21 protein-coding genes are annotated in these 25,378 nt (G+C 48.8%); 13 read left to right on the top strand and 8 right to left on the bottom strand.

Annotated elements, in window-relative coordinates; translation table 11 throughout:
* Nucleotides 1-80: 80 nt before the first annotated feature.
* On the bottom strand, nucleotides 81-1,127 hold the full coding sequence (locus DXT99_RS11685) for an alpha/beta fold hydrolase (RefSeq protein ID WP_220273381.1): 1,047 nt from the start codon (nucleotides 1,125-1,127) through the stop codon (nucleotides 81-83).
* A 191-nt stretch (nucleotides 1,128-1,318) separates the two neighbouring features.
* Between DXT99_RS11685 and DXT99_RS11680 the strand changes: the two genes are divergently transcribed.
* Together DXT99_RS11680 and DXT99_RS11675 are read left to right on the top strand one after the other, a co-directional pair.
* A complete protein-coding gene (locus DXT99_RS11680) occupies nucleotides 1,319-1,708 on the top strand; it encodes a hypothetical protein (protein WP_115565737.1) in 390 nt (129 codons plus the stop codon).
* A gap of 313 nt (nucleotides 1,709-2,021) precedes the next feature.
* Complete coding sequence (locus DXT99_RS11675; RefSeq protein WP_115565736.1) at nucleotides 2,022-2,951, top strand: hypothetical protein; 930 nt, start codon at nucleotides 2,022-2,024, stop codon at nucleotides 2,949-2,951.
* Nucleotides 2,952-3,197: 246 nt separating this feature from the next.
* On the opposite strand, the gene DXT99_RS11670 is transcribed toward DXT99_RS11675, so the two are convergent.
* The 3 genes from DXT99_RS11670 to DXT99_RS11660 form a co-directional block, all read right to left on the bottom strand.
* The gene (locus DXT99_RS11670) at nucleotides 3,198-3,758 is read right to left on the bottom strand and encodes a hypothetical protein (RefSeq protein WP_115565735.1); all 561 of its coding nucleotides are present in this window, start codon (nucleotides 3,756-3,758) and stop codon (nucleotides 3,198-3,200) included.
* On the bottom strand, nucleotides 3,751-5,253 hold the full coding sequence (locus tag DXT99_RS11665; protein WP_115565734.1) for a PQQ-dependent sugar dehydrogenase: 1,503 nt from the start codon (nucleotides 5,251-5,253) through the stop codon (nucleotides 3,751-3,753). The genes DXT99_RS11670 and DXT99_RS11665 overlap by 8 nt, the downstream gene beginning before the upstream one ends.
* A gap of 347 nt (nucleotides 5,254-5,600) precedes the next feature.
* Nucleotides 5,601-6,323, bottom strand: a complete 723-nt coding sequence (locus tag DXT99_RS11660; RefSeq protein ID WP_115565733.1) for a hypothetical protein — start codon at nucleotides 6,321-6,323, stop codon at nucleotides 5,601-5,603.
* Nucleotides 6,324-6,629: 306 nt separating this feature from the next.
* Here DXT99_RS11660 and DXT99_RS27340 point away from each other — a divergent pair, with 306 nt between their 5' ends.
* From DXT99_RS27340 to DXT99_RS11650, 3 genes are read left to right on the top strand one after another with little or no spacing between them, the layout of a single operon-like run.
* Complete coding sequence (locus DXT99_RS27340) at nucleotides 6,630-7,877, top strand: glycosyltransferase family 1 protein (RefSeq protein WP_220273380.1); 1,248 nt, start codon at nucleotides 6,630-6,632, stop codon at nucleotides 7,875-7,877.
* Between the two features lie 45 nt (nucleotides 7,878-7,922).
* A complete protein-coding gene (glf, locus tag DXT99_RS27335; RefSeq protein ID WP_220273379.1) occupies nucleotides 7,923-9,155 on the top strand; it encodes a UDP-galactopyranose mutase in 1,233 nt (410 codons plus the stop codon).
* A complete protein-coding gene (locus tag DXT99_RS11650; protein WP_181885105.1) occupies nucleotides 9,112-10,626 on the top strand; it encodes a glycoside hydrolase 5 family protein in 1,515 nt (504 codons plus the stop codon). Before glf ends, DXT99_RS11650 begins: the two co-directional genes overlap by 44 nt.
* A gap of 57 nt (nucleotides 10,627-10,683) precedes the next feature.
* On the opposite strand, the gene DXT99_RS11645 is transcribed toward DXT99_RS11650, so the two are convergent.
* Nucleotides 10,684-11,244: an NUDIX domain-containing protein gene (locus tag DXT99_RS11645; protein ID WP_115565732.1), complete on the bottom strand. Its 561-nt coding sequence runs from the start codon at nucleotides 11,242-11,244 to the stop codon at nucleotides 10,684-10,686.
* A 457-nt stretch (nucleotides 11,245-11,701) separates the two neighbouring features.
* Between DXT99_RS11645 and DXT99_RS11640 the strand changes: the two genes are divergently transcribed.
* The 8 genes from DXT99_RS11640 to DXT99_RS11605 all read left to right on the top strand — a co-directional run bounded on the left by DXT99_RS11640 (nucleotide 11,702) and on the right by DXT99_RS11605 (nucleotide 21,058).
* Nucleotides 11,702-14,128 carry a PAS domain-containing sensor histidine kinase gene (locus DXT99_RS11640; protein WP_115565731.1) on the top strand — a complete coding sequence of 809 codons (2,427 nt, stop codon included), beginning with the start codon at nucleotides 11,702-11,704 and terminating at the stop codon, nucleotides 14,126-14,128.
* Between the two features lie 308 nt (nucleotides 14,129-14,436).
* A complete protein-coding gene (locus tag DXT99_RS11635; protein ID WP_115565730.1) occupies nucleotides 14,437-15,108 on the top strand; it encodes a response regulator transcription factor in 672 nt (223 codons plus the stop codon).
* A 1,155-nt stretch (nucleotides 15,109-16,263) separates the two neighbouring features.
* Complete coding sequence (locus tag DXT99_RS11630; RefSeq protein ID WP_147294206.1) at nucleotides 16,264-16,581, top strand: hypothetical protein; 318 nt, start codon at nucleotides 16,264-16,266, stop codon at nucleotides 16,579-16,581.
* 470 nt (nucleotides 16,582-17,051) lie between these two features.
* Entirely contained in the window at nucleotides 17,052-17,936 is an 885-nt protein-coding gene (locus tag DXT99_RS11625; RefSeq protein ID WP_115565728.1) for a TIGR02587 family membrane protein, read from the top strand.
* Nucleotides 17,937-17,942: 6 nt separating this feature from the next.
* Nucleotides 17,943-18,362, top strand: a complete 420-nt coding sequence (locus DXT99_RS11620; protein ID WP_115565727.1) for an ATP-dependent Clp protease adaptor ClpS — start codon at nucleotides 17,943-17,945, stop codon at nucleotides 18,360-18,362.
* A gap of 44 nt (nucleotides 18,363-18,406) precedes the next feature.
* Entirely contained in the window at nucleotides 18,407-19,303 is an 897-nt protein-coding gene (locus tag DXT99_RS11615) for a cyanophycinase (protein ID WP_115565726.1), read from the top strand.
* 32 nt (nucleotides 19,304-19,335) lie between these two features.
* Nucleotides 19,336-19,722 (top strand): hypothetical protein, encoded by a 387-nt coding sequence (locus tag DXT99_RS11610; RefSeq protein ID WP_115565725.1) that lies wholly within the window; start codon nucleotides 19,336-19,338, stop codon nucleotides 19,720-19,722.
* Between the two features lie 13 nt (nucleotides 19,723-19,735).
* Complete coding sequence (locus tag DXT99_RS11605) at nucleotides 19,736-21,058, top strand: hypothetical protein (RefSeq protein WP_115565724.1); 1,323 nt, start codon at nucleotides 19,736-19,738, stop codon at nucleotides 21,056-21,058.
* A 117-nt stretch (nucleotides 21,059-21,175) separates the two neighbouring features.
* Here DXT99_RS11605 and DXT99_RS11600 read toward each other — a convergent pair whose 3' ends face one another.
* Genes DXT99_RS11600 through DXT99_RS11590 form a run of 3 tightly spaced genes read right to left on the bottom strand, consistent with a single transcriptional unit; the run spans nucleotide 21,176 to nucleotide 24,860 of the window.
* Nucleotides 21,176-22,531 (bottom strand): DUF2254 domain-containing protein, encoded by a 1,356-nt coding sequence (locus DXT99_RS11600; RefSeq protein ID WP_115565723.1) that lies wholly within the window; start codon nucleotides 22,529-22,531, stop codon nucleotides 21,176-21,178.
* A 40-nt stretch (nucleotides 22,532-22,571) separates the two neighbouring features.
* Nucleotides 22,572-23,486, bottom strand: a complete 915-nt coding sequence (locus DXT99_RS11595; protein WP_115565722.1) for an isoaspartyl peptidase/L-asparaginase family protein — start codon at nucleotides 23,484-23,486, stop codon at nucleotides 22,572-22,574.
* Between the two features lie 51 nt (nucleotides 23,487-23,537).
* A complete protein-coding gene (locus DXT99_RS11590) occupies nucleotides 23,538-24,860 on the bottom strand; it encodes an erythromycin esterase family protein (protein ID WP_246000664.1) in 1,323 nt (440 codons plus the stop codon).
* Nucleotides 24,861-25,378 lie beyond the last annotated feature (518 nt).

Here is a 25,378-nt window from a genome sequence, read left to right as displayed (position 1 = left end):
GGCGAAGGACTAATGAAGTAAGAGTGGAGGAGCAGGCAGTTGCACATCAGTAAGAGAAAAAACTTTTGATAATTTCTCTCTTAAACTGGCTGTTTCTTCAGAACCTCTTGTAACACGTCGTTTATGGCAGCAGCAACTTCCCCTGGGTGATCTTCTGGTGTGAAGTGGCGCCCGCCCGGTATGCGGGTGAAGGTGGCTCCAAGTTCCGTGGCAAGCCTTTTACCGGAGGCCATGCTCAACGCATCGGCCTCGCCCCAAACAACGCGGGCAGGTGCATTTATCTGATATAATTTGCCTGCTACAGCCATGGTGTCTCTTGCGCGCAGGTGCCGTAACTGGTTTGCAAAAGCTTTTGGGCCAATGGCACGTGCATACGGCTTCCAGTGTAGTGCTATCGACTCCAGGAGGCGCCCGGCGTTGTCATGCCCAAGGTTCAGTAGCCCGGCCAGGAAGAAAGGTTTTACCAGTTGCGGCGGTAGCTTTTCTATGTTCTCTTCCATAGCGCGAGCCATGTGAACGGCCGTAACGGGCCAGTTAGCATAAGCTACGGAGTCAGCCAGTACCAGTCCCTGGCATAATTCCGGGTGACGCGTCAGCAACTCCTGGAGCACGCCTCCTCCAAGGTCGTGGCCTACGAAAACAGCTCTTGTAATGCCCTGGTGGTTTAGCCAGGCATAAAGGTATTCGGCCTGGCGTGCAACTGAAATGTCTCGTCCTATGCCTTCAGACATTGACCAGCCAAAGCCCACCAACTCCCAAGCGAAGCATTGTACCCCAGCCCGTTCTACTTTTGGAATCACATAACGCCAGAGTCTCGGATGAGTCGGTATGCCGTGAACCATAACGATTGGGATACTGCCTTCGCTACTGTCGCCATGCGCTTCCCATCGCATTTCTATGCCGTCCACAGTAGCATGATAATCATTTTCCGGGGCAGACACGTCATCCTGATTGGCAGGAGCAGGTTTGAATTGTGTTTTCCACAGTCCCTGTCCTAGTTCTATGGCGGCTACCGTAACAAAAGTAAGTTTCCATTTACTCCGGCGGGGAAGCGCAAGTGCCAGTCCAACTGCCGCTGCGCCCATGATAAGATGAATATTTTGCTTGATGTTTATATTTGTCTTCATTCCAGAAATGTTTGTATGGGAGCCTGTTGCACAGGCCACGCAGGATGATATTCCATCTTATACGGTTGCACTTTGAAATGTTTGGGATGCTTTTTTGAATGAGCAACAGGTTTATCTGAAGTTTGAGAAGTTATTCTTGGTTTTATGTCCTGGGTTTTAAAACTTGTCATACCTAAAGCTGTTAAAAACACATGAACCAAAGGCTGCAGTTTGTATACAACGCGAAGACGGGGCTCTTCAACAAGCTGACCGATTTTGCACATAAAGCCATTTCGCCAGCCACTTATAACTGCAATTTGTGCGCCTTAACTTACGGCACTTTTGCTATGAAGCAGGAGTGGGCGGAGTATATTAAAAGCCTGCCGCTGGAAGTCGTGTTTATTTACCGCGACGAGTGGAAGTTTAGAGCTGCTCACCGTGATTATCCACTGGTGGTGCTGCAAACAGGGGCGCAGGAGCCGGAGGTGCTGCTAGATGCCGAGCGGCTGAATGAGCTGAAAAGCCTAAAGGAGCTGAAGCAGGCCATACAGGCTGCCTTGCAGGACGCACGCAGCAAACATATAAGTGCTCCTCCAATTTAGTTGCTAGAGAGAATTCTCCCCTCAAGGGGACAGTTTCGCAGTTATTACATGTAATATATATAATAATTTAATTAGAGGAGCACTAGTAACTGACATCACAAAAATGTCCCAGCGGGACGACATGTAGATAGAACAACCACCTGACAAATCTTTAAGCTCCAGCGGAGCGGCCTGTCACATATCCCAAATAGGTCGCTCCGCTGGAGCTAAGTATGTCGACTAACTATTAAACTACCAACAGGTCGTCCTGCTGAGACTATAAGCTGAGAAACGTTGTTTTGTGTAACATCCATAATCAATATCCCATTATAACATGACACTACTTACATACCTCCTGCTACTCTTTTCAATAGCCGCCTGTAGTCCTTTAGGAGCGAACAACGCGAATCAGAGCGACCGAAAAGTTGATTTTGATGCTTTCGGAGATTACTGGTATCAGGGTAAGGCGGAACTGAATTCTTATGACCTCGAGCAGTACCGCTACGGCGAAAAACGTACAGGTGAAGCTGTACTCATATTCGTGACGGAAGACTTCTCTAAGGCGAAGCAGGTAAAGCTGGATAACCCACAGGAAAATGAGCAGGATGCGCAGAAAGTGCTGAAGCTGAACATGACAAAGAATTTCATCACTGGCATATACCCGTATTCGATGATGCTCTCGTCCTTCACGCCAGTATATGATAAGGTGCCGGCTGTTAAAGTTGCAGCCAGCGTGCAGGAGTGGTGCGGGCAGACGTACACGCAGATGAACCGGCAGGCAGGCGGGTATAATGTGGAGTTACGTTCCTACTTTGAGCGGGAGGGAGACCAGCAATTAACCGTTGATGCCCGTGCAGAAGATGAAATATGGAACCTCATCCGTTTGAATCCCAAAGAAGTACCAACAGGAAAACTGAAACTCATACCGGGCCTGCTTGACCAGCGCCTGACGCATATTCCGCTGGAGGCCCAGGACGCGACTATCACCATTCAGCCGGCCCAAGCCGGGGTTGCAGATTTTGAAGCAGGAAAGCTTAGCGTGTGCACCGTTACGTATGAAAGCTATCCCCGCGTGCTGCGCATTTATTTTAGTTCTGCTTTTCCTTATGAAATTGCCGGATGGGAAGAAGTGCGCAAACTAGATGACGGGCAGGAAGAAGTGAGCAGCGCTACCCGTAAAGCGGTCATGCTGCAAGACTACTGGACCAAGAATGGAAATGAGTTTCAGCCACTGCGCAGGGATCTGAACCTTACTAATCCGTAGCCTGCCTTGGGCGTGTGTCCACAAGCATGAATGATGGTTGTTTCGTTTCAGCTGAATAGGTTCTGAAGGACGCAACAGTTCCAGCGGAGCGGCCTGTTTGAAATGTATGAACAGGCCGCTCCGCTGGGACTAAATGTGCTTAAGGACCATCAGGCTGGAAACAGGTTGTCCCGCTGGGACTTCTATCTTCTTGTGCATTTACTATCAGAAAGGGAGAAGTCCCATACCTGTCAAAGCCCCTCAACTTTAAAACCGCTCATGATAAAGAATTGACATGGAGCACATTTCCAGCACACATTCCTGCAAGAGGAGCTGGTCCGTGGACTTATCTGCTACTAGTTGAAAGGCGATGTGGGCCACCTGCGGGATGCCCAGCGCCAGACCCAGTTGCTCCGCCACCGCAATCGCTCCCATGGAATTATAGTTGGAGAGGTATACCTGGTGGAGGTCCTGCCAGGGGCCTCTGGCCCCGCCTGTGAGTGCAATCATATCACCCAAAGCCTCCCGGGCTTTTCCGGCCATCGTGCCCAAGGCGGTGCGTATATCAGAGGGTGTGCGGTCTATGGCAGAAAACAGCTCTCCCCGGATCACCTCCTCATGTGTTTCTGCCCGCATCGCTATTTCTGCGAGGTACTGCTTGATGTGGGGCTCGTCTATTTTCTCCACCGTGTCCTGAACCAGCTTCCGGTAAGATGCCTGTGTGAGCAGCACGTTGTTGAACCAGGTGGCAGCTCTGTCGAGTTGCTTGCTCCGGGTTTCGTTGTCTAACTCAATGAGGATGGGCTGCATTTGTGTTGTATTATCCATTATTCGCTTCCTTTTTAGTTATTTTCCATAGAACACCTGTGTGCGCAAAGGCCAGCATATTGCCTGATGTTACCTGCACTCCGCCAAAATCCAGCACATAAAGGCTCTTACCATCAGGGCTGAACTTGCAGGAAACAGGGCGCTCTATACCGCCGCCGCCTACTTTAGAGGCCGGACCCATCTCTTTGTTATGTACAAAAGGTTCTGCTGTGCCGTTTTTCACGTTTACCCGAATCACTCTGAAGCCATGGGTGAGGTCTTCCGGGTGTGGTGAGTTTAAGGGTGCCATACTTCCCCACTCCGCCACAAAAAGGTCGCCTCGGAAGCCGAATGCATCTGACCGTGAAAAGTCCATGCGGCACATACAGGAATGCGGCTGCTCTAAAAAGGCAGCAGGGCCAGCTAACGGAGGATGATTTTCCATCAGCATTTCAGCCGGTGTGCCTCTGCCTGGCAGGTGGGATGGGTGGTTTACCGGTAGTCCATCATGGCAGAAGTCGGGGAAGCCGTACCAATCAGGTGTTGTAATGGAGCCAAAAGGCTGGGAGGCATTTTTAATGTGCCAGATACAATCGGGGTCCATGGAGATGGCACGTTCTCCTTTCTCCTCGAAATCATTATCCGTTACGTAAAGTTCATCCTCCTCATTCAGGGCCATGCCAAACGGATTCCGGATGCCCCAGGCCAGTAGTTCCATATCAGTGCCATCCGGGCGGGAACGCCAGACGGCAGAGTTGCAGTTGATATCGCCTTTTACTACTTCTCCTTTTTCTGCTGCTATCCCGAAAGGTTTAAATGGTCCTGTCTCTACCATATAAGGGTAGGGCATACGCGGGTCTCGACTTCTGACGTTGTTCCCGCTCAGTGTCACATCCTGCCCCGGCACGTCATGCGCCAACGGGTGCTTTGCCATATCCACAGTAAACCCTGCCGGCAATACCACGCCTTGCTGTGATACAGAGCCGTTTCCGAAATACATCAGTCCGTCCTTCCCGAAAATAGGTCCTCCGGGCTCGTGCCAACCCCCGCTGGGCAGCGAGTCAATCAGCACTTTCAGTTCACCAGATTGGAGGTTGTACTTGACTATCTGCATATGATAGCCGCCTTTCAGGGCCATGTACAGTTCGCCGTCCCGCCAGGTAATGCCTCGAGGCCCAGCCTGCACGTTCATGTCTATGGTTTCGGTCTCTCCGTTAGCATGAAGTGCAATAACACGGGCAGGCATATAGGGGCGGGTGGGCCACGAACTGCCTCCTTCGCTCACGTACACGGTTCCTTTATCGTCGAATGTTACATCAGTAGGGAAGGAGAGGCCTACCATCACGGGCTCCACAGTATATCCTTCCGGAACCACCACATCACGGGCATCTACTGTGGGTCTTGCGGGAGTTGGTAAGTTATGAAGGTCCTGTGGGCTGGCAGTGCCTGCCTGGAATTTGGATTTTGAGATTTTGAACCCGGTGTTCTTGCGCCTTTCTGCGTTACTTGTTTCCATAGGTTGAGTTTAGAGGTATAGCTGTTTCAGCTCTGCCAAAACAGGAGAGCATAGTACTAAAATTGGAGATGCAGGCAAGGGTGTCGTGCCAAATCAACTGGCTGGGTACACTCTCCATCAAAGCTGCTTTTCTATTCAACAGATAGAGAGAAAGCAGCAGTTGGGTCGGTAAATCGTGTCAGGGTAATGTGGGTAATTTATACAGTTGCAGATAAGCAAAGGTTATCCTAAAAACTTTCTGACAGAGGAGGTGCGTAATCGATATTGGAGAGGGGGGTAAGGGATGATGTAAGGCAGCACTGCTTTCCGGGTGAATTGCGCTGAGGAGCAAACATCCTATTTGCAGGCTAATCTCCTTCCTGAGAACTAAACAGCAGCTCATTACGGTTTTTGCCGACGACTGTGACTGCTCCCATCTTACGCAGGCAATAGGTTATCTGGCGGCAACGATGAAGCGGTAACTGTAAAGAAGCAGCCAGATCTTTGTTGGAAAAAGGTTGGAGAAGTGTTTTGGGTATAAAGGCGATAAAATCTTTTGTATTACTGAACTGATGAGATGCAACAACTGCTATGAGCCGCCTGTCCACCACGCTCACCCGTTTACGGTGCTTGCTGCCTTTCCCGTCGCGGCACCTGACTTCTTCTTCATTGATGAAAAGCACCTCTAACGAGAAATTGTCATGTGTCATTAGTTCGGGTATCCGCACCAGTTCTTCAAACAGATCAGTCAGTTTCCCTTTGTAAGGCGACTTGCGGCGGGAAGTTGTCTTTTGCCCGGTGGCATCCACCTGCACCACCCATTTCTCAGCTGTAACAGGATGCAGCAGGTGCACCTTGTGTTGCGCTATAAGTGAGGTTAATTTGTTTCGTATGGCTGAAAAGTTGCGGGTCTGAATTTCAATGAGCTGATCCCCCCGCACCATGTCAATCACGTAACCGTCTAAAGGCACTTCAAACTTATCCTCAGGCAACGCAGCCCATTGTTTCAGGGCTGCATGCAGCGAGCGTTCATTTCGTAACCCTATTCCATTGCTAACTACTTTTTCTGTCTCTTTTGCTGCTCCGGGCATAAATTAAGAATGCTGCTTTGGCTTTTTGATAAGTGAGGCTGGCAAAGATAACAAAGCATCCGGAAAGGGCCTTGCCTTCATAAGCATAAACAACTGGATGGTAAAAACAGGGCTTGTAGGAGGGAGATTTTAAAACGGAATATATAACTATATAAATTTAATGTTTAAACATTTTGCGTATTTGTACTTAGTGTTTATACGTGTTTATGGCGTATTTTAAAAAGATTAAAGTGCGTATGTACAGGGATGTTTACACGTTCCTGTTGTAGCTGTTCCTGCTGCTGCAGCTTTTACTATTAATTACATATGCTTAAAACAAACTTGATACCCCCGGTTTCGGAAAGATCCGGTGAAAATTGGACTGCCACTACTACCAAGGCCCCTACTGATAAAAGAAAATCAAAGAGTAATACAACAGAAATCGATAACTTCTTACAAAGCCTGCCGGATGTTGTTTGTCTTTCTCACCTTCGCTGGGATTTTGTTTACCAGCGCCCTCAGCACCTGCTTTCTAGGTTTGCTAAGTATGGGCGGGTGTTCTTTGTAGAAGAACCCATCTTCGGGCAAACTCAGGCCCCAAGACTGGATGTCTCCTCCCGCGAAGAAAATCTGTATGTGGCGGTTCCTCATTTGCCACACGGCTTAACGTCAGAACAAGCTGAAGAAGCACAGCGCACGCTCCTGAACAGCCTGCTGAAAGAGCAGTTGCTGGAGCGTTTCGTGCTTTGGTATTATACCCCAATGGCCCTGAGCTTCTCAAACCACCTCACACCAGCTTTAACCGTTTATGACTGCATGGACGAGCTGTCGGCGTTTAAGTTTTCGCCGCCACGCTTAAAGGAATTGGAGCAGGAACTGTTCAAAAGAGCTGATTTGGTTTTTACCGGAGGCCAAAGCCTCTATGCCTCTAAGAAGAAGCAACACATGCAGACGCACCTGTTCCCGAGCAGTATTGACAGGGCACATTTTGCCAAAGCAAAAGAACCGCTGGACCAACCCACAGACCAGGCTGCTGTACCGGAGCCACGTATCGGTTTCTTTGGCGTGATTGACGAACGGATGGACCTACAATTATTAGAAGCCGTAGCCGATACACGACCGGAGTGGCAGCTTGTGATGGTAGGACCGGTGGTGAAGATTGACCCGGCGGATTTGCCAAAGCGGCAGAACATTCACTACCTCGGAGGCAAGACGTACCAGGAACTGCCAGCCTATATAAGCGGGTGGGAAGTGGCGCTCCTGCCATTCGCCATCAATGAATCAACAGAATTTATCAGCCCCACCAAAACACCTGAGTACTTAGCGGCCGGAAAGCCGGTGGTGTCCACGCCTGTGCGGGATGTGGTGCAGCCTTATGGGGAGGCAAAACTGGTGCACATTGCCCGGTCACCGGAGGAGTTTGTAGTTGCAGTAGAAACAGCCATGGGCCAGGCAAACGACCTGAAGTGGCGCAGCGAAGTAGAAGCTTTTCTGGCAGACAGATCCTGGGACAACACATGGCGCGGCATGGTGGCGCTCATGAGCCAGGCACTGCAACAACACAAGACAGCCTAGCCTTTAGCCAGGGTTTTCATTCATTTAAAGCAGAAAGGGAGAAGTATGTTCGATTATCTGATAGTGGGGGCTGGCTTTGCCGGTAGTGTGGTGGCTGAAAGGCTTGCATCCCAGTTAAATAAAAAAGTACTCATCATAGACAAGCGGCCGCATATAGCGGGCAACGCTTTCGATCATTATAATGAGGAGGGAATTCTGGTGCATAAGTATGGGCCGCACATCTTCCATACCAATTCAAAGGATGTGTTTGACTACCTCTCCAACTTCACGGAGTGGCGGCCTTATGAGCACCGCGTACTAGCTAGTGTGGACGGGCAACTGGTGCCCATGCCTATTAACTTAGACACTATCAACAAACTGTACGGCCTGCACCTGACCACCTTTGAGGTGGATGATTTCTTTAAGTCTGTGGCAGAAGAAGTGCCGGAAATCCGTACCTCCGAAGATGTGGTGGTGAGCAAGGTAGGGCGGGAGCTGTATGAGAAATTCTTCCGCAACTATACGCGGAAACAATGGGGTATGGACCCCTCTGAACTGGACAAGTCGGTGACTTCGCGGGTGCCGGTGCGTAACAACCGGGATGACCGCTACTTCACCGACACTTTCCAGGCCATGCCCAAACACGGGTATACGGCTATGTTTGAGCGGCTGCTCGCCCACCCGAACATCAAAATCATGCTGAACACGGATTACCATGAAATACTCGATGTAATACCGTTCAGGCAGATGATTTACACCGGGCCTGTGGATGAGTATTTTGATTTCAGGTATGGAAAGCTGCCCTACCGATCGCTGGAGTTTAAGCACCAGACCCTGGAAACTGCTTTGCATTTGCCTGCTGCGGTGGTTAACTACCCAAACGAGCACGCTTACACCCGCGTAACGGAGTTCAAGTACCTGACAGGGCAACAGCATCTTAAAACCAGTATTGTGTATGAATACCCGAAGGCAGAAGGTGACCCGTATTACCCGGTGCCGAAGGCTGAGAATGCGGCCATATACAAGCAGTATAAGAAGTTGGCCGACCAGACCAAAGATGTATATTTTGCCGGGAGGCTGGCCACCTACAAATATTATAACATGGACCAGGTAGTGGCCCAGGCGCTGACACTCTTTAAAAAACTGAAGGAAGCGCAGGAAGAAAAGCCTCTTGTATTGGATGGTGTTGCCGTTCTAAACGGGAATGGAAACGGCAAGGGAACTTTAGTAGCAGCTACTTTAAAAAATGGCATAAATGGAGCGGACGAAGGAGCTCATACTCAATTCAAAGAAAACTGATTTAAAGGAGAAACAGGAAAGCGGCGCTGCAGCGCAGGGGCAACAGGCGTTTCAGGGTGGAGCAACAGATTTTCCCTGGATACAGGTAGCCCCTGACGCACCCTATTTTATCACGGAAGAGGGAGAGAACTGGACGCCCATCGGGCAAAACGATGCCATTACCTGGCCCGACTTTGCCAACGCTTTCAGGCGAAAGGACCTGAAGCAGGTGGAGGATCACCTGGCGTGGCTTTCTGAACACGGTGTAACCTGCCTGCGCTTTATGCTGGAGTATGCGCAAACAGAAAACCGTTATTTTGAGCGTCCAGCCGGTACATTCTCGCCCAACATGGTGCGCCTCTGGGACGACCTGTTTGAACTTTGCGGCAAATATAAGCTCCGCATCCTGCTCACGCCCGTGGATACTTTCTGGATGTGGATCAGGTGGAAGCACCACCCGTACAACAAAAAGAACGGCGGGCCGTGCAGCGACAGGCCGCAGTGGCTGTTGTGTACTGATACGCGAAAGTTTATCAAAGACAGGATCACGTTTGTGGCGGAACGCTGGGGCGGAAGTGGCGTTCTGTTTGCCTGGGACCTGTGGAACGAGATACACCCGGCCCATGCCAACAACAGAACCGATGTTTTCCATAGTTTCATTAAAGATATAAGCGAGCACCTGCGGGAAATAGAAATGCGTTTGTACGGCCGTAGCCATCCGCAGACTGTATCGCTTTACGGGCCGGTGCTGGACGAGAACCCGGAGGTAGCGGATGCTATTTTCCGTCACCCTAACCTCGATTTCGCCACTACCCATTTTTATGATGCGGCCACCATCAACAATCCCAAAGATACCTTATGGTCCGCCATCGTGACGGGGCGGCTGGTGCGGGAGGCGCTGGAGCATGTGAATAAGGCGAGACCATTTTTTGACAGCGAACATGGCCCGATCCACGCCTTCAAAGATCGCAAAAAAACGCTGCCGGAGCCTTTTGACGATGAGTACTTCCGCCACATGCAGTGGGCGCACTTTGCCTCTGGTGGTGCCGGAGGAGGTATGCGCTGGCCAAACCGCCATCCGCACGTCCTGACACACGGCATGCGCCGCGCCCAGAAAAGTATGGCCGCTTTCGCCAGCCTCATCGACTGGAAGCACTTCAGGCGTAAGAACCTGAACTATGAAGTGCAGACAAATACTGCTGCAGTAACTGTGTTCGCCTGTGCTGATGAGGAGCAGGCAGTCGTGTGGGTGCTGCGCACAGACACTGTACGCAAGCGCGAAGGAACGTTCAAGCAAACAGTGCCGCCCATTGAGGTAGGCTTGAAGGTACCCGGCATGTCGGAAGGAAAGTACCGCTTCACGATGTGGAGTACCGCTGAAGGCAGGCCGATACTTCAGGAAGAGGCGCTGAATACGATCCAGGGAAGCCTGAGCATAGTAATTCCTGCTGTTGTGACAGATATCGCCCTGGCTATCCGGAAAATTGGCTGAGGTGGTATGGTTGAGGGCAGCGCAGCTTCATGCTACACTTGCAGTTCATCCCATACATCACTTCTTTATAGAAGTTTCCTGCTTTTGCGGGATTTTCCCGAGGCGGGCTGCCAGCCATTGCACGGCAATAATGGTTTTGGCGTCCCGTAAGGGGTGGCTTAAGGGGTGGCTTAGCAATTCTTCTTCAGTTAGGGTAATTATCTCAATGTTTTCGTGCTCATCATCTAAACCGCCACCTTTTTCAGTTTTGGCACTTACCTCCGCATAATAAAGGTGCACCACCTCGGTACAGGCGCCGGGAGAGGTGAAAAAGTCCCATATATGCTCTATGTGGTCAGCTTTATACCCTGTTTCTTCTTCTATTTCTTTTAATATTGTTTTCTCAGGATCGTTGTCTTCTACAACACCGGCCACTACCTCTACTAAATCGGTTTCGGCACTGTAGCGGAACTGCTTCACAAAAATGTACTTATCCTGTGTGGTGTCGTATAGCAGTGCCGCCGCAGCACCACCGCTGTCGAACTGTTCACGCTCAATCTCTTCGCCCTTATCTTCTAATATTACTTTCCTGAAAGTATAGAAACCATTGTATATCGTCTCTGTCCGTTTTATTTTCATATGCTGATTTTATTCTGTAGTTGTGCCTGTTTACGCTTTCTGGCTTACTATAGCTGTTTATAAGCAGCGTATAAGAAGGAGAGGGTAAAGAGGTTTCACCAGTAGAACAGCCTGCATGCAGCATGTTGTCAGTATAAAGTATATATTCTGGATATAATAAATATGAATTTCCTTATCTAACAACCAAACAGGCAATAGAGGCTGCTACCGCTGCACAAAGGTGAAATATGCGTAGGGAGGTGGTAAAATACGGAGCGGTAAATACTTAATTGTGATCTTTAAAGTATGATTCATCCGGTATCATCAATAGCTTGTTCTTAATACGCGTAACTTTATAGGGGGTATAAAGATGCAGGCTGAGGAAAAGTAACTGAACATTGCTTTTGTCTAAATGTGTAGTGTGGTAGTGGTCGCTGGCTAGCCTGCTTCTATTTATCTGCTTTAACGGAAATTTAAAATGAGTAAATCAGGAGCTGGTAATAGAACTGAAACTGCCAGAGAATCGGCTGAAAGGGTGAGGCGGAACCGTGTGGCAGAGGCAAATGGGCGTGAGAATAAGCAGCTACAGAATGTTGCAGAAAAAAAACTGCTGTGTAGCGAGATGCTACTCCGCGAAACGCAGTCTATTGCCAGCATCGGAAGCTTCAGCTATGATATAGAAGCCGATGAAATGGAGTGGACGGATGAGATGTACTACATCCACGGCTACCAGCCCGGAGATGCAGCCCTGAACTTCAGCGGTATTGTCAGCCACACGCACCCAACGGATCGGGAAAGGGTGGAGCGTATCATACACCATGCGTTGCAAAACAGGGAAAACTATGCTTTTACGATGCATTATGTGCTGCCTTGCGGGGAATCACGCTATATCCATAACATCGGGCGTTTTGTGACGGAGGCCGGTAAGAGCGCCCGCCTGATAGGTACTGCACAGGATATTACCTCTCTGAGGCAGGCGGAAGCGGAGGTAAAGCAGAAAAACCTGGCGTTGCATGGAAGCCACCAGCGGCTGCTGAGGGAGGTAGAGGAACGAAAACTGGCAGAAACGGCGCTGAAAGAAAGCGAGGAGAAATGGCGGTCGCTTGTAGAAAACACCCCCGATGCGATCTCCCGCTTCGACCATGAACTGCGCTTTATTTTTGCGAATAGCAGTGCGCAAAAGAAACTCGGGCTTAGCCCCGGTCAATTGCTGGGCAAGACATACGCTGAATTGGGGTTGCCTGAGGAATTTGCCAGATTCGCTATGGCGAGCTTTAGACATGTGTTTGAGACTGGACAACAAAAAACAAGATATGTCTCCCTGAATTCGCCAGCAGGAAGAAAGCACTATTACTCCATTTCGGTTCCCGAGTTAGACGCGTCCGGGCGTGTAAAAACAGTGCTGAACATAAGCCGGGAAATAACGGATGTTAAAGAGAAGGAGAATCTGTTAAACGCTGTCCTGAATAGTTCAACCAGCGGTATCGGGGCTATAAGGGCTATCAGAGACCAGGAAAAAAGGATAGTTGATTTCAGTTTTCTGCATGTGAACAGGCAGGCACAGGCGATGCTGCAGCAAACAGCAGAGCAACTACAGAGCATGACATTACTCGAGGTACTACCTAGTTTTAAAGAGTCAGGATTGCTGGACAAGTGCATCAGGACAGTAGATACCGGTGAGGTCTTGTATGAAACACTGTACTATGGCTATGATCACCGACCGGCCTGGTACCAATTGGTGGCTGTGAAGCTGGAGGATGGTTTAGTCATGACTTTTGCCGATATAAATGAGCAGAAGCTGACGGCCCTGGCCCTTGAGCAGGCAAACATTGTCCTGCGGCAGGAAATAGCAGAAAGAAAAGAAGCTGAACGGGTGGCACGGCTGGAGAAAGAATTTAAAGATAGCATTATTGAGCACGCAACAGACGGCATCAGTGCTTTTGATAAAGATGGTGCCTACACCGCATGGAACAGAACGGTCGAGCTATTTACAGGAATCAAACGTGAGGAAGTTATCGGGAGAAAGTTCAGGGAGGTGTTTCCTGCATTAGCGCATTCGGAACTGGCAGAGAAGATTGACAGAGCCCTGAACGGAGAACATACCCAACTGCGTAACATTCCTTTCATGAACCGCGAGGGCTACTATGATGCTAAAGTTGTCCCTAATTTTGATCAGAAGGGGGAGCTTATAGGCGGCATTATTGTGGTGCACGACATAACGGAAAGCCTGAAGAACAAAGATAAAGCTATTGCCCAGAACCTGTTGCAGCAAAAGATGGTCGTGAATGCCATACTCGAGGCGCAGGAGGATGAACGTAAACGCATAGCAGAAGCGATGCACAACGGCCTGGGCCAGCTGCTGTATGGCATCAGGCTGTATGTAAATCAGCTGGAAATAGAGGATATAGTACAGGATAAAAATTATAGAATAAGGCAGCATATAGATCAGCTTTTAGCGGAAGCCATAGACAGTACCCGCAACCTCTCTTACGAACTAACTCCTGCCATATTAAAAGATTTCGGGCTGAAAATAGCGCTGGGGGAGCTTTGTGAGAAGCTCTCGAAGGCGGGGCTTACAATTTCGCTTGCCACGTACGAGGTGAGCACGCAACTGGAGGAAAATGTGGAGCTGGTTACCTACCGTATTACACAGGAACTGATAAATAACGTGCTGAAGCACGCCAACGCCACCGAAGCAGAGATTGAGATAGAGCAGAAGAATGACAAACTAGTGATCTGCGTCAGCGATAACGGAAACGGATTTAAACAGGAAGACAGATTAAGGCAGGGCATTGGGCTCTACAGCATTACAAACTGGGTTAAATTGCTGAACGGGCAACTGGATATTATGAGCAAAGAAAACACGGGTTCAAAAATAAAGGTGGTGCTGTCTCTTGAGCCCTGATGCCGCTCTTTACTTTACCAGCTTATTTTGTTTGAAACCGCAGCCGCCTCAGGGTAAGGCAGTGGGCCTGATGGCTAAAAAACCTACGGGATTAGTGCGTACTGGAGTAGTAGGTATATATTACCATAAATCATTTAAATGTTTGCATAAAAAGTGTACGGGAACTACGGAGCATACGTATAGAGTTTGTAAGGGCACGGTTCAGAAGAAGCATCAAACTATAAATAGGAATCAGAATGTTTTACGCCTGAACTATTTTTAGTAAAAGTATAAAAGAGTTTTATAGAGCTTCAACAGGAGAATTTAAAATGGGAGAGAACAATTTGATAAGAGTAGTACTGACAGATGACCATAATATTATCAGAGAGGGGCTAAGGTCTTTATTAGAAGACGATGAAGAAACAGTTGTGGTAGGAGAGGCTTCAAATGGTAAGGAATTATTGGATTTGCTGGAGCACACACCTGCGGATGTAGTGCTAATGGACATTAACATGCCTGTAATGGATGGCTACGAAGCGACAAAGCAGGTAGCCGAGCGCTTCCCCGATACAAAAGTGTTGGCGCTCTCGATGCTGAACAGCGAGCCATTTGTTCAAAAAATGATGGAGAATGGTGCGGCAGGGTATATTCTGAAGAACACAGGTAAAGCCGAACTCCGATCAGCCATTAAGTTAGTTGCGAACGGCAGCCAGTTTATGTGTGCAGATTTAGCCATTAAGTTCCTTCACAAATCGTCGACTCCCGAAGAGGATTCAGATAAGCCAAGCCGCGGCGGCAACGTGCTGTCCAAGCGCGAATTAGAGGTATTGGGCTTGATTGCTGAGGGATTCACCAATGCAGAGATAGCTGATAAACTGTTTACAAGTAAGCGCACCATCGAAACGCACCGGCAAAACATACTTGAAAAAACCAATGCCAAAAACACGGCTAACCTCGTTAAGTACGCCATCCAGAACGGCTATATCAGTATCGACTCCTAAGAGCAAATTTTTACTCCCCTTTGAACTAGTGAAGGAGGCAAACCTGAAAAGGCTCATTTTAAGTTTCGCCGTGCAGGCTGCGAAACTTAAAATGAGCCTTTTCACATCTTACTTTTGTTGAGCCAAACATCACCCTGGCATGCGTTAAAAAGGGAGTCTTATCGTACAGAAAGCACAAAAAAGAGGGCCTTCACTCCCAACTTAAGTTGAAGAATAAAGGCCCTTCTATAATAGCTATATGATGTAGACTGCCTCAAGCACCCATTTATCAGCATCCACATCATTCTTAGCTTTTTTAGGTCTGTTCCAGGTACAGGACTTCTTCCTATACTGGCAGTGACTTATCAGATAGCTTAACCAACCAAAAGTATCTGTGCACTTAATAACAGCCGTTTCCAGTCTATACGGCCTTCTTTCTGTTATGGCTTCCTTAAGCGATACTATTGGTTACTAATACAATTAAACTACCACTTTATACGGTATGCCTACGTATCTCTTTGCACCTTTTCTTTACCATACCAATTGGCTGCTGCGCAAAGTAAACATCGGCTAATGATAGCCCCAGCGCAACAATGTGTTCATTGCCTGATGTGAGAGAGTTCTTTCGCGCCTACGGATCTGGCGTGTTTGTGGGATATAGTTCTGAAGCAGGCGGTTCTGATGGAGGTGTTGCGCCAGTACCTCATTTACCCTTTCCAATTGCTGTATACAGTTTGGCTACTCTTCCAGCCTGCGTTGGAGGGAAGCAGAGGCCATATTGGGGTGCTGGCTCCATTTTAAGGTTTTGCTAAAAATAGAATGGTATAAATAGCAGGAATTAAAAACAGCTACGCAGGAAGGCTGCGTTATTACGGTATTTTGAAAGCGGAAATACTTAATAACGCCTGGTGTGCTTGACCCGAAGGCAGATAAGCCGTAAATTTAGACAAATAAAGCAATTAAAAGCAGCGCCATTAATCTGACGCATTAGTTTTTAAAATGCTATGTTTTTACAAGACTAAGGAGCGGCCAAACTTAAACGGGTGCTGAGGATGGCCCTCCTTACGTCTTGCTAAACATATCGTTCTCTTCAGAACCACCCTTCCTGTAACGTGTTGCAGCACGAAACAGCATCTGGCAGCATCGATGCACCCGCTCAACAAAAGAGGAAACTTTATGAGCACATCAAAGATAAACCTAACAAGCATTATTTACAGTAGCGCAGAAAAGCATGCAGTAAATGGAAATAAGAACCTGATGGCGCATGACGGGAATCAGATGTGCCCACCCTTAAAGAGAACAGGTTTCATCAAGGTTGATGAAAGCATGCATAAGTCTGGCGGTGGTTACGCTCCCAAGTCTCATGGAGTGGCCATGGATGAAAACAAGTCTGACAAGAAAACTGGCGCTTCTTCATATAGTGATTTTATTCTCTATAACTATGGGAAAGCAAACGAGCACTCTCAGGCACCAGACGCGGGCAACGAGCCTTAGCCTTACCTAATTATATAAAAATATTGAATAGACCAGGAGCTCAACAGATCTCATAGTAAATAGTTTTTCATAGTATATAGTTTTAGTTCAATTAAGTTTAGTTTTAACACGTTCTGCAAGTATTAGATGTTCTTGTGTTCAAATGAAAGAAGCCTGCATATTGCAGGCTTCTTTCATTTTATTGGCTGTGTAATATGCTTTGAGCTGAGAGTAAGAGTTGCCATACTAAGGAAGGATATAGAGCTAAATTCAGTATTTAACCGTGTGCTTGATAGGTGTAAGTACTGATATTGTACACAATATTTAACTCTTGAAACCGGCCAACGTAAATCCACACACCTTATTCCTTGGTAACGAAAATACGGTTGTAAGACTTATTTGTGCAATTTTTTGGCTGAGAGAAGCAGTTATTGCTATACCAGGACTTACGATAACGTTTGCGGGGTAAGAACAAAGACAGATTAAGGCAAATGGAGCAAAAGCAACAGCAGACCAGCATGAACAGGCCGATATCGCAGTCGCTGAAAGAGTATGCGCGCGGTATAGCCGGTGGTTTGCTGTTCAGCTTTCCGTTGCTGTACACAATGGAGGTGTGGTGGTCCGGCTTTATCGTCACCTCCCTGGACCTTATCGTGCTGATAGTGGTAACATACCTGCTGCTACTGGGCTACAACCGTTTTGCCGGCATGCGCCCCGATGTGTCGTGGCGCAGCGTCTTCGTGGATTCTGTGGAGGAGATGGGAATAGGTTTTTCCCTGTCCTTTTTGATGCTGCTGATGCTGGGCCGGATTGATTTCGACGGCATGTCTGTCCAGGAAATAATGGGCAAGGTTGTGATAGAGGCGATGGCTGTGTCGATTGGAGTGTCTGTGGGTACGGCGCAATTGGGCATAGGCAGGCAAGGGGACCCGCAAAGGCCCGACAAAGGCTATGACAGCCCTGAGAAAGATGAAAAAGGGGCGACAGGCACTATGGCAGCCGTTGTGTTGTCTATTTGTGGCGCTATACTGGTTGGAGGTAACGTGGCCCCTACAGAGGAAGTGCTCCTGATTGCGGTGGAGGCAAAGCCGATTCAGATTCTGTTTATGGCCATCCTGTCGTTGGCGCTAAGTGTTATCGTTATCTATTTTAGTGACTTTAAAGGCACCCCTGTCAGGTTATCCGGAGTTTTGGTGTTTGATGTAGCCTTCGATGCCTGCCTCTCTTACCTAGTGGCCCTTACCGCCTCAGCCTTTGCCCTGTGGTTTTTTGGGCGCTTTGATAATATGAGCTTTTGGATTGCCTTTTCCCAGTGTATTACGCTGGGTGTAATTGCAACACTGGGCGCCTCAGCTGGGCGGCTGCTCATAAAATAAATTTAGATGGATGACAACGGTAATCATAAGAAGCAACAGGAGGTAAAAGACCAGAAAAACCTGCTGGAGTGGGCGGTGTTCTGGCTAAGCCTGTTGCTGGTGACTACTGTTATAGGTTACCTGGGGTACCAGGCCTATACCTATACGCCTTCCTCGCCGGAGATACGGGTGGAGGTACAGCCGGAACCTACTCCGCAGCAGCCGAACCGGTACCATGTGCTGGTGCATAATGATGGGGCCATAACCGCAGAGGCCGTGAAGGTAGAATTGGTGCTGCAGGAGGCCGGAGAGGAGGTGGAAAAAGTAGAGATGGAGATGATGTGGGTGCCGCAGCAATCCAGGCGGGAGGGTTGGGCAAACTTCACCCGAAAACCAACGAATAAAAATAGTGTCTCAGCCCACGTAGTAAGCTATCAAAAACCTTGATGATTAATTTAATAAGATGACAACCTACTTAATATACTGAGACTGTGGCAAAGAAGAAAGTATCAGACCGACATAAGGATAAACAAGAGGCTCCGGTGCCAAAAGGACGCCTGCTCGCTATTGGCGGGCACGAGGACAAGGGCAAAAAGGAGCTGACGGAGGAGCAGTCACGGAATGTGAACTTTGAGAAAAAGGAAATCCTGCAATTCCTGGTAAGTGAGCTAAAAGGAGAGAATCCCATGATAGCCATCGTGCCTACAGCCTCTACTGTGCCCGCGGAGATTGCCCAGGATTATAGGGAAGTGTTTCAGGAGCTGGGTGTAAAGAACATAGAGGTGATTGATATAAGGAAACGCCCTGATGCAAGAAACAAAGAATTCTGTGATATAGTAGAGCGGGCAGCGGGCATTATGTTCCCAGGGGGCGATCAGCTGCGGTTAACCTCTATTCTGGGTGGCACATCTGTGCTGGAACTCATGAAAGAGCGGTTTACCTACGATGAGGATATCATCATTGCAGGCACAAGTGCCGGTGCAACGGCCATGTCTACTCCTATGATTTATGAAGGGGAAACGAAGGAAGGGTACATCAAAGGAGATGTCCGGATTACAACAGGCCTGGAGTTCCTCAAGAACATTGCTATTGATACGCACTTTATCGAGCGGGGCCGTATCGTGCGCATGTCGCAATGCATCGCTACAAACCCGGGTTGTATTGGCATAGGCCTGGAGTCGGACACTGCTATTTATGTAACAGAGGGGAAGCATATACGGGTAATAGGGAGCGGACTCATAACGGTGGTAGACGGAATGGGGATTACAGACACCAATATTCACGAGATTGGTACAGGGGAGGCCTTTACTGTCCGGGACATGAGGGTACACCTGTTATCTAAGGACGAGTGCTACACCATCCCTACCTTCGACCAGTTACACGCTTAAAATAGAAGCTTAAAGCCCCACAAACATCATTCATGAGACCTGACCTGAGTTTAGTTGCTATTATACAGGGAGCCTATTGGTTTTTAACCGGTGTGTGGCCTTTCGTGCATTTGCGCAGCTTCCTTTGGGTAACAGGTCCGAAAGAGGATATCTGGCTGCTGTACACAGTGAGCGTGCTCATTACAGTGATAGGTGGTGTGCTGTTAGCGGCTGGTTTACGGAAACAGGTAACGCAGGAGATAAAATGGCTGGGTATTGCCAGTGCGGCGGGCCTGACAGGCATCGATGTTTATTATGCCTTATCCGATGTTATCTGGGATGTGTACCTGCTGGATGCGGTGGGGGAGGTGATACTTATTGTGTTGTGGTTTTGGGCCGGAAGAAAAGGTCTTGTGGCAGGAGAAAGTAGTTTTAAGTGAAGGGAGGAATAATATGCAGCATTTAGAAGAGCAGGTGAAAACGAGGCATTATCCTAAAATAGCGAGGTTGGCAGAAAGTGCCACGCCGGATCTGAATCAGAACGAGTTTCGCCGGCATTGTGTAGCAATAAGCGTTCTGCAGGAGTATATGACGCTGCCTTCAGACCCTTGCCTGATACCCAGCGCAGATGGTGCGCTGGATGCGCTTGTGCTAAACATGCCGGCATTTGCGCTGCAGGGGCAGGACAACCCGCTGTGGAAGGCAAACCAGGATCTGCTCCTGAAGCTGCCCGCTGATACAAAGCTTTACATCATGATACAGGCTTCTGTGGAAGGTATTTTACAGGAATGGCTGGAAGAACATAATCTGCTGGCACGTGCCACTATCTATACTGTTCCGGCGCAATACGAAAAAGCCGCATGGTCGGAAGATGAGTATACAATGGTGGTGGATGCAAAAGATGAAAAAGTATACATGGTGCAGCCCCACACGAACCGGAAAGCTGCTGATGAATACGTTTGCTACCATGCCAGCAGGCACTTTGGGTGGGAGCGTATTAAAGTGCCACTCTATTTTGAAAGCGGAAACATTCTTGTCGGGGATAATTTCTTCCTATTGGGTGCTGACCATGCCGTAGATACCTTCCTGGATTTAAACGAACTGGTGCCGCAAACCAAAACACTTTCTGCCGGCAAGGCGCTTATAGAGCCATTCCAGCGGTACCTCGACCAGGAAAGGGCTTTGTTCTTTGTTGGCAGTGCCTTGCAAATACCGTCAGAGAGGAAAAGGGAATTCTATAGAGACGGAGAAAAATGGACAGAAATAATTTACCAGCGGAACAAGGAAGGAACCTCCCAGCCCACGTCTTACCTGAACTTATTTCTGACGCTGGCAGGCCGGAACGGAGACGGCAGGTACCGGGTGTTGGTCGGCGACCCGCAGGTGGCTTCGGAGTTGTTGGGTAACGCCACCACAGAACTGGCCACGCCGGAGGTATTTGATAATATTGCGGAAGTTTTGGAGCGGCTTGGCTTTGAGGTTATCCGCAATCCTCTCCCGCTGATTTACGTGGACGACGAGAAAGAACGGCTGCGGCAATGGTATTTTGCGTCCTATAACAACGCGCTCGTGGAGATAAGGGGAGAGCAGGATAAAACAGTATGGATGCCCACGTATGGCCATGGGAGCTGGCAGGAGCTGGAGGTAACGGACAGAGAGAATGAGGCAATTTGGCAGCGCTTAGGTTTTAAGGTCATCAGGTTAGGAGACCATCACCCCTTTGCTGCTCACTCAGGAGTTTTGCAGCTGATAAAAGGGTATGTTCGAAAACGGTAAATCCTTAACCTTCCTGACGCATTATCTGAGCCGGCAACAGTTGTGCTCTTATTATAATTTTACGTTCGGGCTGGTAGCAACCTGTCCGTACGAGGACATGTGACTTACATAATTCAATCAACAAAAAACATCTTCTACATCTAACAAGTGAAGCTGGTAGCGGGGCGGGGCAATAGCATTGAAGGTTGTTATTGCTTCATTCAGCCGGCCTCTGTCTATGAGGTTCTCGATGTTTTTGTCTGCATCGTATACCACTGCGAGGGCGTGTTTCGCGATTACCTCTTCATGCGCATTGTAGGGGCTCTGGTGAAGCAGGTTATATAAGCACCTTAAGAGGCGAATATTTATTTGCAAATCACCTTTCCCATACGTTCTGATAGGGCTCAGGTAACGGTGCAGTAACTCATCCAGCGTAATTTTTTTCTCAATTACCCGCAGGTTGTTTTCCGCATCGAGCAGGCAGTTCCGTTCTTCGCTCTGTACCCGGTAAATGAACAGGAGTGTCAGGAAGTCAATCGCTTTCAGGGCGGTGCCCGGGTCGTTGATGCCCGGACTTAGCGCCTTAACAGCCACCTCTGAGATCTGCTTGACTCCCTGCTCATAGTCCTCCATTATTACCTCTTCTTCGCTCAGGTCAAAGCAGTCCTGCAACTGCTGTGTAAGTTCTGCATGCTCCTTTGGGTCAGATGAAAGGCGCATCAGGGGCGTACCTTCCACTGTAAACGCCCCTACTTCCACTAGTATTTCCAGCTGCAGATCGTGCTCCTTAGCAAGTTGCTTCAGTTCTGTTAGTTGTATGCGCTTTAAGTAGCCATTTCCGTCGTTTTTCAAGGTATAGGTAAGCGCCCTGACTTGTTCTACTTCTGAACTTTTGGTTCTGTTAGCCAACTCATTTTCACGGGACAACGCATTTTTTGCTTTCCTGAAGACACTGTTTATGATGTTATCAACCTGTATTGCCTTTGAAATAGAATGGATAAAGTACACGAACAGCACGAGACAGACAACCGCGAATGTCATTGCCAGTAAAATTGCAATGGCTGGTACATCGTCCTCTCCTCCTCCGTTCTCCGTTTTGAAGTTGAGCAGCAGGAGCAAGGTATAGATGATGGTGCCAATATAAAAGCCAAGCACCACCTGGTGATATTTTACCGTTGTTAAACCTGGAATTACCCGGGGAGACTGGTTACTTGAAGCCTGGCTCAGCACAATCATTACCATCGAGAAGCTGAACACGGTTAAGGAGATAATGCCGCTAGCAATGGTGCTCAGTATGAGCCGGGCATTATCTTCTTGTGGTACCAGCAGGGAGGGCAGTCTCCGCTCTATAGCCAACGCAAGGGGCAGCGACTCGAAATATAAGCTGCCCACCGCCAGAAGAAGAAAGGCTGTAGAGATAACAGCCGGGAGAAAAGCGATGCTGCTGGTAAACGTAGCTTCTCTTTTATAGGTGGATGTGGTCAGTTTACTCATGTTTGCACCATGTTCTCTTTCCTGAGGGTGTAACTGCTTTTTAGTCAGTGTCGTCTTTCCAGACAGCCACGACAGACTCCCCACCTTGTATACGATAGGCGCGTTTCATCTGGTTCGTGTTAAAGGCGATGGCAACTTCTCCGGTGGGGGATACCGCAATGATGCCTTTATCGCCCTGCAGCTTATCGTCATCTACTTTGATTGCCTCCTCACAGGCATGCTGCAATGAGTTCCCGGCGTATTTAACCTGCGCATATACCTCATGCGCCAGCACACCCTTCATGATAGGCTCGCCTTCCCCCGTGCAGCTAACGGCGCAGTAGGAGTTGTGCGCATATGTGCCGCCACCAATTATCGGGCTGTCGCCCACCCGCCCTTTGTGCTGAAACGAGAGTCCTCCTGTAGAGGTGGCTGCCGCCACATTGCCGGCCTTGTCTACGGCTACAGCGCCTACAGTGTCATGCTGGCCAGTCAGCTGTTCCTCCAGTTTGTCTTTCCACTTTTTTGTTCTCTCCTCAGTAACAAAGTATTCCGGCGCCTCCATCTCGAGCCCCTGGCTCAAGGCAAAGGCTTCGGCTCCTTCTCCCGACAACAGCACATGCTTGCTTTCCTGCATGATGGCACGGGCCAGGGTAATAGGGTATTTAACATAGTGTATGCTGCAGACAGCACCGGCTTTCAGGTTTTTTCCATCCATGATGGCCGCATCGAAGGCAGTTTCTCCCTGTTCGTTCAGGTTGGCACCCCGGCCAGCATTAAAGAGCGGGAAATCTTCCATGCTTCTTACGGCTGCCTCCACGGCATCAAGGGCGCTGCCGCCTCCTTCCAGAACGTCATACCCTGCCTGCAGCGCTTGTTGCAGGCCCTCTCTGAATTGTTTTTCCTTCTCAGGGCTTATCGTCTCTGGCTTTACAGTTTCTGCGCCTGCGTGTATGGCAATGGCATATTTACTCATAGTCGCTGTTCTTTGGATGTTTAAGAAGATGTTCAGCATCTAGTGCATTCACTACTGCAAAGGATGCAGCGCCTCCGTCTGGTCTATAAAAATAAAGGCATTATACCGCTCAGGCAGCACAGACGGAACATAGTTTCCTGTTTCATCACCCGGGTTGTAGGTTACCCCGATGGCCCGGTGGCCAATCCGCTGCATAAATAGCTGTTGCCGGCGGAGCTCATCCAGGAGTATGATTTTGTCTGACGGTCCGTGCCTGTGCAGCATCCATTCCCAACTGCCGGACTGTGCCTCTGGCACGTTCATCACCTGTGTGGCGCTTCCCCAGCTTTGGGCCGCCATCACTGTTCCGCTATACGTGCCAAACCCAACAATGTACACTTCTTCTTCTCCGTACTCTTCCCGCGTTAGCTGGCCTACGTTTACCATGCCGTTATCTGCCATAGTGGTAGCCCGCGCGTCGCCTACGTGCGTGTTATGTTCCCAGACTATAATTTTAGCATCGGGGCCATGCTGTTCCAGCAGCCGGTCAATGGTGCCCATCATGTGCTCGTCGCGGATGTTCCAGGACTGGGCACTACTCACGGCGGCAGCGCGGTAGTAGCGTTCTGCATTTACGGCTACCATGGCGTTCTGTAAAGCATTGAAAGCGGCTTCATCCCGGGGAGACGCAGCTGCCACCCTGTTCTGCACAGCTTCCAGCAGCGCGGCCAGTTCATCGGCACAGTTTTCAGACGAGGCGCGGGTAGCACTGCTATAGGCGTTTTCGTTTTGGTTATAGGGGGCAAAACAACTTATTGCTTCACGTGCAGTCTGAGCCGCGGCGGGGTCTGTGTTCTCCAGGTATTCTGTTACCTCGTCTAAAGACTCCCACATGCCATATACATCCAATCCATAAAACCCAACCTGTGCCTCCGCGGCTCTTCCGGCATTATACGCTTGTAGCCATTCTGCCAGGTCCGCTATTTCTTCATTCGCCCACATCCAGGTGGGCCAGCGGTCAAAGCCTTGCAGGAGTGCTTCTTCTGCTGTAGCGGCATTGCTGTTGCTGCTGATGTGGTTATTCAGCGTATAGGCATCTGTCCAGTCGCCTTCCACAGCGATTATAGAAAAGCCTTTTTCTTCTATGAGCCTCCTGCTTATTGCGGCGCGCCAGGTATAAAATTCTGAAGTGCCGTGCGTGGCTTCTCCCAACAATACCACCCGGTCATCGCCTATTTCGTTCAGGAGTACATCTATATCTGCTTCCGTTTGCAAGGCATGAACAGCTGCAGCGGGCAGTTCCTGAGTGTTTCCTGTAGTGGTTTCCTGCTCCTCTTTCTCACAGGAGAAAAAGAACATGGTTAGTAAAATGATAACTTGTTGTATGCTTTTCATCCTGATTTTCCCTTCTTTAAATTCAATATCTTCCCAAAAATATCAGTACAAACCAAGTGCAGCCCAGTTTCATAGGACTCCTAATTTGCTTTATGCCTGATGGGTTTACCACAGGGGTATAAGTATTATTTTACTTTTTCCAGAAGATGTGGTTGACCAGGTATACCCGCTGAACTAATTTTTAGTGTTTTATGCTCTATTTATACAGGTTTATACGGAGGGCCTTTATTTGTATAATTTAGTAAGAGTTGAACAAAACCTTGTTTTGGTAAAACTGATACCGTGCTGCTATGATTTCCGCTTGGCTTATGAGCGTGTTAAGGCAGTATTTTTGCATTGGCTATGCGTGGGCAGTTAAGAGCAGGCGGTAAAATATGCAATTTTGATTTAGAATTGTGTAACCAATCACGCAGAGAAGAGGAGTATCTTTGTTTATAGATAGAAAGCAGATTCATAATCCCTTGTTTTCTCTGCAGCATGATGTAAACAGGCCTTGGTAGCGGAAGCGGAAAGGAATA

The organism is Pontibacter diazotrophicus (genome assembly GCF_003367245.1).
In the GTDB taxonomy this organism is placed as follows: Bacteria; Bacteroidota; Bacteroidia; order Cytophagales; family Hymenobacteraceae; genus Pontibacter; species Pontibacter diazotrophicus.
Note: the sequence above shows the minus strand (reverse complement) of the source record. Positions and strands in the feature narration are given on the sequence as shown.

Coding starts and splice junctions, on each gene's coding strand:
- DXT99_RS11645 (WP_115565732.1), bottom strand. CDS start 11,244: ATGAAAATAAAACGGACAGAGACGATATACAATGGTTTCTATACTTTC.
- DXT99_RS11665 (WP_115565734.1), bottom strand. CDS start 5,253: ATGGAAACAAGTAACGCAGAAAGGCGCAAGAACACCGGGTTCAAAATC.
- DXT99_RS11620 (WP_115565727.1), top strand. CDS start 17,943: ATGGATGACAACGGTAATCATAAGAAGCAACAGGAGGTAAAAGACCAG.
- DXT99_RS11640 (WP_115565731.1), top strand. CDS start 11,702: ATGAGTAAATCAGGAGCTGGTAATAGAACTGAAACTGCCAGAGAATCG.
- DXT99_RS11670 (WP_115565735.1), bottom strand. CDS start 3,758: ATGGATAATACAACACAAATGCAGCCCATCCTCATTGAGTTAGACAAC.
- DXT99_RS11625 (WP_115565728.1), top strand. CDS start 17,052: ATGGAGCAAAAGCAACAGCAGACCAGCATGAACAGGCCGATATCGCAG.
- DXT99_RS27340 (WP_220273380.1), top strand. CDS start 6,630: ATGCTTAAAACAAACTTGATACCCCCGGTTTCGGAAAGATCCGGTGAA.
- DXT99_RS11685 (WP_220273381.1), bottom strand. CDS start 1,127: ATGAAGACAAATATAAACATCAAGCAAAATATTCATCTTATCATGGGC.
- DXT99_RS11660 (WP_115565733.1), bottom strand. CDS start 6,323: ATGCCCGGAGCAGCAAAAGAGACAGAAAAAGTAGTTAGCAATGGAATA.
- DXT99_RS11630 (WP_147294206.1), top strand. CDS start 16,264: ATGAGCACATCAAAGATAAACCTAACAAGCATTATTTACAGTAGCGCA.
- DXT99_RS11635 (WP_115565730.1), top strand. CDS start 14,437: ATGGGAGAGAACAATTTGATAAGAGTAGTACTGACAGATGACCATAAT.
- DXT99_RS11675 (WP_115565736.1), top strand. CDS start 2,022: ATGACACTACTTACATACCTCCTGCTACTCTTTTCAATAGCCGCCTGT.
- DXT99_RS11650 (WP_181885105.1), top strand. CDS start 9,112: ATGGAGCGGACGAAGGAGCTCATACTCAATTCAAAGAAAACTGATTTA.
- DXT99_RS11610 (WP_115565725.1), top strand. CDS start 19,336: ATGAGACCTGACCTGAGTTTAGTTGCTATTATACAGGGAGCCTATTGG.
- DXT99_RS11680 (WP_115565737.1), top strand. CDS start 1,319: ATGAACCAAAGGCTGCAGTTTGTATACAACGCGAAGACGGGGCTCTTC.
- DXT99_RS11590 (WP_246000664.1), bottom strand. CDS start 24,860: ATGAAAAGCATACAACAAGTTATCATTTTACTAACCATGTTCTTTTTC.
- glf (WP_220273379.1), top strand. CDS start 7,923: ATGTTCGATTATCTGATAGTGGGGGCTGGCTTTGCCGGTAGTGTGGTG.
- DXT99_RS11595 (WP_115565722.1), bottom strand. CDS start 23,486: ATGAGTAAATATGCCATTGCCATACACGCAGGCGCAGAAACTGTAAAG.
- DXT99_RS11605 (WP_115565724.1), top strand. CDS start 19,736: ATGCAGCATTTAGAAGAGCAGGTGAAAACGAGGCATTATCCTAAAATA.
- DXT99_RS11600 (WP_115565723.1), bottom strand. CDS start 22,531: ATGAGTAAACTGACCACATCCACCTATAAAAGAGAAGCTACGTTTACC.